Genomic DNA, 10,923 nt, shown 5'->3' with positions numbered 1-10,923 from the left:
CCTACTGCGCCTCCGCCTTGATCTTGTCCACGGCCTGGTTGAAGCCTCCGCTGGTCAGGGAGGAGCCTGCAACCTTGGAAACGTTCAGTTCATCGATGTTCCTGCCCACCACCTGGGCAGCGATGCCACCGGCGAACTGGCCCTGGAACTTGCGGGTGTTCGGATTGGACGGGTGCTGGGTGATCTGCACGTCCGTGACCTTTCCCGCCGCCAGCGTCAGCTGAACGCCCACCGTTTCCGTGCCGTTGGGTGACACGTAGTTCCCGTCCGCGCTGTAGGTGCCGTCTCTGTAATTGCCGCCGCTGCCGGCCAGGGCGGAAGAACCCGCAGAAGGAGTGGACGGGCTTCCCGCAGCGCCCGGGGTGCTGTCCGCCGTGGATGGTGCACAGCCGGCCACGGTTCCTGCGAGGGACAGGCCTGCAAGGCCGGCGAAGATACCCTTGCGGAGCGCGGCGCTGGATATGGCGGGGCTTTGAGGGGTGGAGGGTCTCATGAAGGCTCTCGTTTCACTGTTGGGGCTGTACCGGTCTCTTTGCGCAATGCCGTCTTTGCGCAATCCCGTGCGGCAGTGGTTACGGTCTAGTCAACGCCGGATGGGCCGGAATCGTTCACCGCGGAGCCGGGCCCACCCGTCCACGGAGCCGGAAGGGCGGCCCAGGCCGCCAAATTCTTTGCTGTCACTGGCCCCCGGTAGTCTAGAGGGGTGACTCCCGAAGAACTTTCCCTCGCCATATCCGCCTGCCTCAAAGACGCCGTCGCCGCCGGTGATATTGACCTTGCGGCGTCAGCCATTCCGGCTGAGGTGCGCGTGGAGCGGCCCAAGAACCGGGACCACGGCGACTGGGCCACCAACATTGCCCTCCAACTCGCCAAGCAGGCGGGTACCAACCCGCGCGAATTCGCCACCCTCCTCAGCAGCCGGTTGAAGACCATCGACGGCGTCTCCGCCGTCGACATCGCCGGCCCTGGCTTCCTGAACATCACGGTGGACGCCGCGGCCGCCGGCGCCCTGGCAAAGGTCATTGTCGAGGCCGGCGGGGACTACGGCACCAACACGGCGCTCGCCGGGCACACCGTCAACATGGAGTTCGTGTCCGCAAACCCCACCGGGCCGCTGCACATCGGGCACACCCGCTGGGCCGCCCTGGGCGATTCCATCGCCCGCGTGCTGCGGGCGTCCGGGGCCGACGTCACGGCCGAGTACTACATCAATGACGCCGGCTCGCAGATGAACACCTTCGCCACCTCCGTCTACAACCGGCTGCACGGCCTTCCCGTGCCGGACGGCGGCTACCCGGGACAGTACATCGCGGACCTGGGCCACGAAGTGCTCACTGCCCACCCGGACATCCGCGAGCTCACTGAAGTGGCAGCCCTGCCGGTCATCCGCGCCGCCGCCTATGAAGCGCAGATGAAGGACATCAAGGCCACCCTGGCGGACTTCGGCGTCGAGTTCGACGTCTTCTTCTCCGAACAGGAACTGCACGACGCCGGCGCCATTGAAAGTGCCGTGGCCCGCCTTCGCGAACAGGGCCACGTGTTCGACGACGGCGGGGCGGTCTGGCTGCGGACCACGGACTTTGGCGACGACAAGGACCGCGTGATGGTCCGGGCGAACGGCGAGCCCACCTACTTTGCCGCTGACGCCGCCTACTACCTGTCCAAAAAGGACCGCGGCTTCACCGAGAAGATCTACCTCCTGGGCGCCGACCACCACGGCTACATCAACCGGCTCAAGGCCATTGCCGCCGCTGCCGGTGACGACCCCGAGGTCAACATCGAGGTCCTGATCGGCCAGCTGGTGTCCGTCAACGGTGCCAAGCTGTCCAAGCGCGCCGGCAACATCATCGAACTCAAGGACCTGATCGAGTGGCTGGGCAAGGACGCCGTCCGCTACTCGCTGGCCCGGTTCCCCGCCGATTCACCGCTGACCCTTGACCCGGACCTGTTGAAGAAGCACAGCAACGAGAACCCGGTGTTCTACGTGCAGTACGCCCATGCCCGCTCGCGCGGCGCCGCACGCAATGCCGTTGCTGCGGGCGTGGACCGTTCCGCGTTCGACGCCTCGCTGCTGGACCACGCCACGGAAAACGAGCTGCTGTCCTACCTGGGCAGCTACCCGTCCATCGTGGCCAAGGCAGCAGAGCTGCGCGAACCGCACCGCGTGGCACGGCACCTCGAGGCCATCGCCGGGGCCTACCACCGCTGGTACGACGCCTGCCGCATTGCCCCCATGGGCGACGAACCCGTGACCGACCTCAACCGCACCCGTCTGTGGCTCAACGACGCCACCAGCCAGGTGCTGGCGAACGGACTCGACCTGCTGGGCGTTTCGGCGCCGGAACGGATGTGACCCGGTGACGCACACAGCAGCCCAGGCTTCTCCGCTTGCCCCGGAGTGGCTCACGGTTCCGGACGACCTCAATGCCCTCCACGAACCGATGTGGGCCCGCGACGTGGCACGCAACGGGGACGGCGAACTCAGCATTGACGGCATCCCCGTCAGCGAGCTTCAGCGGCAGTACGGCACCCCGCTTTTCGTGATGAGCGAGAACGACTTCCGTGCCCGGGCCAGGGCATTCAGCGACGCCTTTAACGATGCCTTTGCCGATATTTGCGGGGGAGTGGACGTCTACTACGCCGGAAAGTCGTTCCTCTGCACCGCGGTGGTCCGCTGGGTGGAAGAGGAAGGGCTGCGCCTGGACACCGCCTCGGGCGGCGAACTCGCCGTGGCCCACCGGGCCGGAATTCCCGGCGCGGACGTCGCGCTGCACGGCAACAACAAGTCCGACGGCGAAATCCACCGGGCCCTGGACATGGGACTGGGCCGGATCGTGGTGGACAGCCTGGCCGAACTCCACAGGGTGGGCACCATCGCCGAGGCCCGCGGTGAACAGGCCAAGGTCATGCTTCGGCTGACTCCCGGCGTGCACGCCCACACCCACGAGTTCATCGCCACTGCCCACGAGGACCAGAAGTTCGGCCTCTCCATGGCAGCCGACACCACTGACGAGGCCGGGATCTCGGCCGCCGAGGAAGCAGTGGCGGCGGCCACAGCCCATCCCGGCATCGAACTGCTGGGCCTGCACTGCCACATTGGGTCGCAGATCTTCGAACCGGACGGTTTCGCGCTGGCCGCCGAGAAGCTCCTTCGCTTCCTGGCCGCCATGCAGGAAAAATACTCCATCACCCTGCCGGAACTGGACCTCGGGGGCGGATACGGGATTGCCTACACCCCGGTGGACACCCCGCGCCCCGCCGCTGAAATCGCCACGGCGATGGCCGCCGTCGTGCGTTCCACCTGCGCCGAGCTGGGCATTGACGCGCCCCGCATCTCCATCGAGCCCGGGCGCGCCATCGTGGGCAGCACCACGTTCACCCTTTACGAGGTGGGCACCGTGAAGACGGTCCGCGTGGATGCCCCTGCGGCTTCCGCGGACGGTGACGCGGGCAACAACGTTACGTATCCCCGCCGGTATGTTTCGGTTGACGGTGGCATGAGCGATAACGCCCGGCCAGTGCTGTACGACGCGGATTATTCGGCCGTTCTGGCCTCGCGGACGTCCGGCGCGGCGCCGCAGCTGTCCCGCGTGGTGGGCAAACATTGCGAGAGCGGCGACATAGTTGTTAGAGATGTATATCTGCCCGAGGACGTGGCAGCCGGTGATCTGCTTGCTGTACCGGGAACCGGCGCCTACTGCTGGGCCCTCTCGAGCAACTACAACTATCTGGCCCGGCCGGGCGTTGTCGCGGTGCGCGACGGATCTTCCCGGCTGATTGTCCGCGGGGAAACCGAAGAAGACCTGCTGAACCGCGACATGGGAGCCTGAATGACGGAAATGCGAACGCTGAAAGTAGCCCTGCTGGGCTGTGGCAACGTTGGGGCCCAGGTTGCGCGGATCCTCCTTGAGGACGCCGATGCCCTTGCCGCCCGGACAGGTGCCCGCCTGCAGCTCAGCGGCATCGCCGTGCGCAACGTCAACGCCCCGCGCGACGTTGACCTGCCGCAGGAGCTCTTCACCACCGACGCCGACACCCTGGTCAAGGACGCCGACCTGGTCATCGAACTGATGGGCGGCATCGAACCGGCCCGCACCCTGATCCTCTCCGCCCTGCGCAACGGCGCGTGCGTCGTGACGGGCAACAAGGCGCTCCTGGCCCAGGACGGCCCCACCCTCTACGAAGAGGCTGACAAGGCCCACGTCCAGCTCTCCTACGAAGCTGCCGTGGCCGGTGCCATTCCCATCCTCCGCCCCATCCGCGACAGCCTCTCGGGCGACCGGATCACCCGGGTGCTGGGCATCGTCAACGGCACCACCAACTTCATCCTTGACCAGATGGATTCCACCGGTGCCCAGTTCGCGGACGCCCTCGCCGAGGCCCAGCGCCTTGGCTACGCGGAAGCCGACCCCACGGCCGACGTCGAAGGCCACGACGCCGCCGCCAAGGCCGCCATCCTGGCCTCGCTCTCCTTCCACACCCGCTTCGCCCTGGAGAACGTCCACTGCGAGGGAATCACCAACGTCAGCGCTGCCGACATCGCCGCGGCGAAGGACGCCGGCTTCGTGATCAAGCTGCTGGCCATCGCGGAGAAGCTGACCGACGCCAATGGTGAGGAAGGCGTGTCCGTCCGTGTCCACCCCACCCTCCTGCCGCGCGAACATCCGCTGGCCGCGGTCCGCGGTGCCTTCAACGCCGTGTTCATCGAAGCGGAAAACGCCGGCGAGCTGATGTTCTACGGCCAGGGCGCCGGGGGAACCCCCACGGCGTCTGCCGTTATGGGCGATCTCGTGTCGGCCGCCCGCCGGCTGGTCCTGGGCGGACCCCAGCGCACGGAAACCACCACCGGCCACGTCCCGGCGCTGCCCATCGAAGCGGCCACCACCAGCTACTACATCGGCCTGGATGTTGCAGACCAGCCCGGTGTGCTTGCCCGGATCGCCCAGCTGTTCGCCGAGCACGGCGTCTCCATCGAAATCATGCGGCAGACCATCCACCGGGATGCGGAATCCAACGTGGAGTCGGCCGAACTGCGGATTGTCACCCACCGCGCATCAGAGGCTGCCCTTGCAGCCACCGTCCAGGCCGTAAAGGGCCTGGACGTCATCAATTCAGTTACATCCGTTCTGCGGGTAGAAGGAGTCTAAGTGGCTCACCAATGGCGCGGCGTCATCCGCGAATACGCTGACCGTCTGCCCGTGACGGAGTCCACCCGGGTGATCACCCTGGGGGAGGGCGGCACCCCGCTGGTCCACGCGCAGAAGCTCTCAGAACTCACCGGTTCCGAGGTCTACCTGAAAGTGGAGGGGATGAACCCCACCGGGTCCTTCAAGGACCGGGGCATGACCATGGCCATGACCGCGGCGGTAGCCTCCGGTGCGAAGGCCGTTGTGTGTGCGTCCACCGGCAACACGTCCGCTTCAGCCGCTGCCTACGCAACCGCCGCCGGCCTGAAGTGCGCCGTCCTGGTGCCCGAGGGCAAGATCTCCATGGGCAAGCTGAGCCAGGCGATCGCCCATGGCGCCACCCTCCTGCAGGTGGATGGCAACTTCGACAACTGCCTGGACATCGCCCGCAAGCTGGGGGAGTCGTACCCCGTCTTCCTGGTCAACTCCGTCAACCCTGCCCGCATCCAGGGCCAGAAGACCGGCGCCTTCGAAGTGGTCGATGCCCTGGGCGACGCACCGGACATCCACGTCCTGCCCGTGGGCAATGCCGGCAACATCACGGCATACTGGAAGGGCTACAAGGAGTATTCAGCCCCCTTCGAATCCGACACGGCCGGCACCCTGCCCGCCGTCGCCACCAGGACGCCCGCCATGTGGGGCTTCCAGGCAGCCGGGGCAGCACCGTTCGTGGCGGGCCACCCGATCACCGAGCCGGACACCATCGCCACGGCCATCCGCATCGGAAACCCCGCTTCCTGGGACGGGGCCGTAGGGGCACGTGACGAATCCGGTGGACTCATCGATGCCGTCACCGACGAGGAAATCCTGAACGCCCACCGCTGGCTGTCGGCCAGGGAAGGCGTGTTCGTGGAGCCCGGCTCCGCTGCCGGCGTGGCGGGCCTGCTCAAGAAGCACGCCGCCGGCGAGGTTCCCAGCGGCAAGACCATCGTCATCACCGTCACCGGGCACGGCCTGAAGGACCCCCAGTGGGCCCTGCGCACGGAAGACGGCAGCGAAGTCCAGCCCGTCAAGGTACCGAATGACGTGGTTACTGTCGCCGCTGAGCTGGGACTGGAAGAAAAATAGCCTTGGACACCACCTCGCAGGCCACTGTCGGACTGCACCTGATCGAGCCCGGGCAGCGCGTCAGCGTCCGGGTGCCCGCCACCAGCGCCAACCTCGGTCCGGGCTACGACAGCCTGGGGCTCGCTCTGGCCCTGCATGACACCCTCACCGTGGAAAGCCTCGACACGGATGAACTCGTGTTTGAGCTCCGCGGCGAGGGCGCGGACACTTTGCCGCGGGATGCCAGCCACCTGGTGGTCCGCGCCATGGACGCGGCCTTCGAGCGGCTGGGCTACCGGCACGGCGGACTGCGGGTGGTTGCGGACAACGTCAACCCGCACGGCCGGGGGCTGGGCTCATCCGCGTCAGCAGTAGTGGCCGCAGTCTCGGCTGCAAATGCCATGGTGCCGGCCGGGGACCAGCGCGGAAAGGATTGGATCCTCCAGCTCACCAGTGAACTGGAGGGCCATCCGGACAACGTGGCACCCGCCATCTTCGGCGGCCTGGCGCTGTCATGGCAGGACAGTGAGCAGTACAGCAGCACCAGTGCCACGGTGGCCACGTCCGTCATCCCCATCGTGGCGGTACCTGACTACGAACTCTCCACCGAGGCAGCCCGCGCCCTGTTGCCGGCATCTGTGGGACACCACGCTGCCGCCATGAACTCCGGCCGGGCGGCGCTGCTGATCCACGCGCTGACGCAGAACCCCGAATTCCTGCTGCCGGGCACCGAGGACTACCTGCACCAGAGCTACCGCGCGGACGCCATGCGGCCCAGTGCCGCGTTGATCGGCGCACTCCGCAAAGCGGGCTACGCGGCCGTGGTTTCCGGTGCCGGGCCCACCGTCCTGGTGCTGGCAAACGGTGAAGACCAGGCAGGCAAGGCCCTCGCCTTCATCAAGGCCTACACGGCGGAGAACACGCCGGACATCGGCTGGCGCGTCCTGAAGCTCGCAGTGGACGTTGAAGGTGCTAAGGTTGAACTGCACCGGCGGTAATTCCGCCTATCTGATCTGCTCCTGCATTCAGTTGCTATTTGATCTACGACTGCGAATGTATTCCGGTGCCGCCTGCTTGGTCTGTCGCAGGAATCTGCAGCATTCAACTGCCCCTGAACCGTCAGTCCGGCGTTGCGCCATGGGCGCAGTGCAAGGTGAATCAGTATCCGGCCCTGCTGGCCGAAATCCAACCGGCAAGGCCGAAATCCCGGCTGCAGATCTGAACTGCAGCCCAGATCAAATCATCGCGCCCAGCTCCCAGTCTGGACGCCGTCGAGGGGGAAGGATCCTTCGTGACCGAAACCACTGAGCTGTCGCCAGCTGTGGAACACTCAACTTCTGCTGCCGAATCACCGGCCGCAACCGCCAAGAGCAGCGGCCTTGCCGGCCTGAAGCTCGCCCAGCTGCAGGCTCTCGCCAGCCAGCTCGGTATCTCGGGTGGATCCCGCATGCGCAAGGGGGACCTGGTCTCGGCCATTTCCGCCCACCGTGCCGGAACACTCACTGCCAAGGCCCCCGCAAAGGCTGCGGCAAAGGCTACGGAATCCGCCGTGGCCCCGGCCGCAGCTGCACCGGCTTCCGCTCCGGAGGCCCCGGCCGCCGAAGCTCCCGCCGCGGAAGGCACCCGTGCCCGTGGACGCGGCCGCAGCCGCCGCGCCGTCAGTGACGGCGTGGTTTCCCCGGCAACCGAAGCTCCCCTTGTGGAAACCCCCGCCGCACCTGCCGGTGCCACCGTCGAGGCGCCGTCGGCCGCCCCTGCGGAAACTACGGAGGCCACTGAAGGCGCCCCTGAGCGCCGCCAGCCGCGCACCCGCAACCGCCGCCGCAGCGAAGCCGCTGCCGCCGTCCAGGAAGCCCCGGCCGAAACCCCGGCAGAACAGCCCGCCACGGAACAGCGTTCAACCACGGAACAGCGTTCAACCGAGCAGCGTTCAACGGAGCAGCGTTCAACCGAGCAGCGCACCGAAGCCCCCGCAACCGAAGCAGGCGACGCCGGCCAGCGCACCGAACGCCGTGAAGGCGGCCGCACCCGCGGCCGTGACAACGCCTCCCGCGACTCGGACGGCGGCCGTGACAACAGCGGCAGCCGCGACGCCGGCCAGCGTGAAGGTGCGCAGCGTGAAGGTGCCCGGGACAACCGCGACAACGATGACAGCGACGGCGGAAGCCGCCGCAACCGCCGTAACCGCCGCGACCGGAACGACCGCAACGACCGCTCCGGTGGCCAGGACCGGGACAACTCCCGCAACGACCGCTTCCGCGACCGCAACGACCGCCGCCGTGGCCGCAACCAGGGCCCGGACGTGGACGACGTCGAAATCACCGAAGACGACGTGCTGCTGCCCGTCGCCGGCATCCTGGACGTCCTGGAGAACTACGCGTTCATCCGCACCTCCGGCTACCTGCCGGGCCCGAACGACGTCTACGTCTCCCTCGCCCAGGTCAAGAAGTACAACCTGCGCAAGGGCGACGCCGTGGTCGGCGCCATCCGTGCACCGCGTGACGGCGAGGACCGCAGCCAGCAGTCCGCCCGCCAGAAGTTCAACGCCCTTGTCCGCGTCACTTCCGTCAATGGCAAGACGCCTGAGGAACTCAAGGACCGCGTCGAATTCGCCAAGCTCGTCCCGCTGTACCCCTCCGAGCGCCTGCGCCTCGAGACGGACCCCAAGAAGATCGGCCCCCGCGTCATTGACCTGGTGGCCCCGATCGGCAAGGGCCAGCGCGGCCTGATTGTTTCGCCGCCCAAGGCCGGCAAGACGCTCATCCTGCAGTCCATCGCCAACGCCATCACCACCAACAACCCTGAGGTCCACCTCATGATGGTGCTGGTGGACGAACGTCCCGAAGAAGTCACGGACATGCAGCGCACCGTCAAGGGTGAGGTCATCGCCTCCACCTTCGACCGTCCCGCCGACGACCACACCACTGTGGCCGAACTCTCCATCGAACGCGCCAAGCGCCTCGTGGAGATGGGCATGGACGTGGTGGTCCTCCTGGACTCCATGACCCGCCTGGGCCGCGCCTACAACCTGGCAGCACCGGCCTCCGGCCGCATCCTGTCCGGTGGTGTGGACTCCGCAGCCCTCTACCCGCCCAAGCGCTTCTTCGGTGCCGCCCGCAACATCGAAAACGGCGGCTCGCTGACCATCCTGGCCACCGCCCTCGTGGAGACCGGATCCAAGATGGACGAGGTCATCTTCGAAGAGTTCAAGGGCACCGGCAACATGGAGCTCCGCCTGTCCCGCCAGCTGGCCGACAAGCGCATCTTCCCCGCCGTGGACGTCAACGCGTCCGGCACCCGCCGCGAGGAAAACCTGCTTTCCCCCGAGGAAGTCAAGATCATGTGGAAGCTGCGCCGCGTCCTCTCCGGACTCGAGACCCAGCAGAGCCTTGAACTGCTCACCAACAAGATCCGGGAAACCCAGAGCAACGTCGAGTTCCTCATGCAGGTCCAGAAGACGACGCTTGGTGCGAAGTCGGATAACGACAAGTAGCTGAGTCAGGGGCGGGGCCGTCGCATAATCTGCGGGCCCCGCCCTTTGGCGTGTCCTACCAGCCACCCGGCGAAACTAGACTTGTACAAGTCGAAAGAGGTTTTAAATGTTTGAGTCCGTACAGGGCCTGCTTGATGAGCATGATGCCATCCAGGCGCAGCTGGGGGATCCTGCTGTCTATGCTGACCAGCGGCTTGCCCGGAAACTGGGGCGGCGGTCGGCTCAGCTCAATGGCATTGTCGAGGCCTACCACAAGTGGGAAGGCATCCGTGATGACCTTGCCGCCGCCAAGGAGATGGCGTCCGAGGACCCCGAGTTCGCCGCCGAGGTGCCTGAACTCGAAGCCGCGATGGAGACTGCCGCGGCCAAGCTGCGCCGCCTGCTGATTCCCCGGGATCCTGACGATGCGCGCAACGTGATCCTTGAGGTCAAGGGCGGTGAGGGCGGCGACGAGGCCGCGCTGTTCGCCGGCGACCTGCTGCGCATGTACACCCGGTACGCCGAGTCGCGCGGCTGGAAGACCGAAATCATCTCCGCCACCGAATCGGACCTCGGCGGGTACAAGGACGTCCAGGTGGCGGTCAAGGGCAACTCCAACGACCCCGCCGAGGGCGTGTACGCACGGCTGAAGTTCGAAGGCGGCGTGCACCGCGTCCAGCGCGTGCCCGTCACCGAATCCCAGGGCCGCATCCACACCTCCGCTGCCGGCGTGCTGGTCCTGCCCGAGGTTGACGAGCCCGAAGAACTCGAGATCAGCCCCAACGACCTCAAGATCGACGTCTACCGTTCCTCGGGCCCCGGCGGGCAGTCCGTCAACACCACCGACTCCGCCGTCCGCATCACGCACCTTCCCACCGGCATTGTGGTGGCCATGCAGAACGAGAAATCACAGCTGCAGAACCGCGAGGCCGGCATGCGCGTCCTGCGGGCACGCATCCTGGCGCACCAGCAGGAGCAGATCGACGCCGAGAACTCGGCCCAGCGGAAGTCGCAGATCCGCACCATGGACCGTTCGGAGCGCATCCGCACCTACAACTACCCGGAAAACCGGATCGCGGACCACCGCACCGGCTACAAGGCCTACAACCTTGACCAGGTCATGAACGGGGACCTGGAGCCGGTCATCCAGTCCGCCATCGAGATGGACGAGCAGGCGCGGCTGGACGCCATCGGCGACTAGTCCGCCCGGCGCACCAT

Annotated in this window: 8 protein-coding genes; 7 read left to right on the top strand and 1 reads right to left on the bottom strand. The window is 66.8% G+C overall.

Going from position 1 to position 10,923, the window contains the following annotated elements:
* Position 1: 1 nt before the first annotated feature.
* A complete protein-coding gene (locus LDO14_RS12710) occupies positions 2–493 on the bottom strand; it encodes an FMN-binding protein (RefSeq protein WP_051081309.1) in 492 nt (163 codons plus the stop codon).
* A gap of 210 nt (positions 494–703) precedes the next feature.
* Here LDO14_RS12710 and argS point away from each other — a divergent pair, with 210 nt between their 5' ends.
* The 7 genes from argS to prfA all read left to right on the top strand — a co-directional run bounded on the left by argS (position 704) and on the right by prfA (position 10,906).
* The gene (gene argS, locus LDO14_RS12705) at positions 704–2,353 is read left to right on the top strand and encodes an arginine--tRNA ligase (RefSeq protein WP_018768420.1); all 1,650 of its coding nucleotides are present in this window, start codon (positions 704–706) and stop codon (positions 2,351–2,353) included.
* Positions 2,354–2,357: 4 nt separating this feature from the next.
* Positions 2,358–3,830 carry a diaminopimelate decarboxylase gene (gene lysA / locus LDO14_RS12700; RefSeq protein WP_018768419.1) on the top strand — a complete coding sequence of 491 codons (1,473 nt, stop codon included), beginning with the start codon at positions 2,358–2,360 and terminating at the stop codon, positions 3,828–3,830.
* Positions 3,831–5,147 carry a homoserine dehydrogenase gene (locus LDO14_RS12695; RefSeq protein ID WP_018768418.1) on the top strand — a complete coding sequence of 439 codons (1,317 nt, stop codon included), beginning with the start codon at positions 3,831–3,833 and terminating at the stop codon, positions 5,145–5,147. It abuts the gene before it with no gap.
* Positions 5,148–6,254 (top strand): threonine synthase, encoded by a 1,107-nt coding sequence (gene thrC / locus LDO14_RS12690; protein WP_018768417.1) that lies wholly within the window; start codon positions 5,148–5,150, stop codon positions 6,252–6,254.
* A 2-nt stretch (positions 6,255–6,256) separates the two neighbouring features.
* Positions 6,257–7,231: a homoserine kinase gene (gene thrB / locus LDO14_RS12685; protein WP_018768416.1), complete on the top strand. Its 975-nt coding sequence runs from the start codon at positions 6,257–6,259 to the stop codon at positions 7,229–7,231.
* A 293-nt stretch (positions 7,232–7,524) separates the two neighbouring features.
* Positions 7,525–9,726 carry a transcription termination factor Rho gene (gene rho / locus LDO14_RS12680; RefSeq protein WP_223992009.1) on the top strand — a complete coding sequence of 734 codons (2,202 nt, stop codon included), beginning with the start codon at positions 7,525–7,527 and terminating at the stop codon, positions 9,724–9,726.
* 106 nt (positions 9,727–9,832) lie between these two features.
* On the top strand, positions 9,833–10,906 hold the full coding sequence (prfA, locus tag LDO14_RS12675) for a peptide chain release factor 1 (protein ID WP_018768414.1): 1,074 nt from the start codon (positions 9,833–9,835) through the stop codon (positions 10,904–10,906).
* Positions 10,907–10,923: the final 17 nt, after the last annotated feature.

The sequence above is a fragment of the Arthrobacter sp. NicSoilB11 genome, from assembly GCF_019977375.1.
Lineage (GTDB): Bacteria > Actinomycetota > Actinomycetes > Actinomycetales > Micrococcaceae > Arthrobacter.
The sequence above is the reverse complement of the archived record's forward strand: the minus strand, read 5'-3'. Positions and strand labels throughout refer to the sequence as shown.

What these genes read in the sequence shown, in the direction of transcription:
- LDO14_RS12695 (WP_018768418.1), top strand. Translation starts at nt 3,831, where the DNA reads ATGACGGAAATGCGAACGCTGAAAGTAGCCCTGCTGGGCTGTGGCAAC.
- LDO14_RS12710 (WP_051081309.1), bottom strand. Translation starts at nt 493, where the DNA reads ATGAGACCCTCCACCCCTCAAAGCCCCGCCATATCCAGCGCCGCGCTC.
- prfA (WP_018768414.1), top strand. Translation starts at nt 9,833, where the DNA reads ATGTTTGAGTCCGTACAGGGCCTGCTTGATGAGCATGATGCCATCCAG.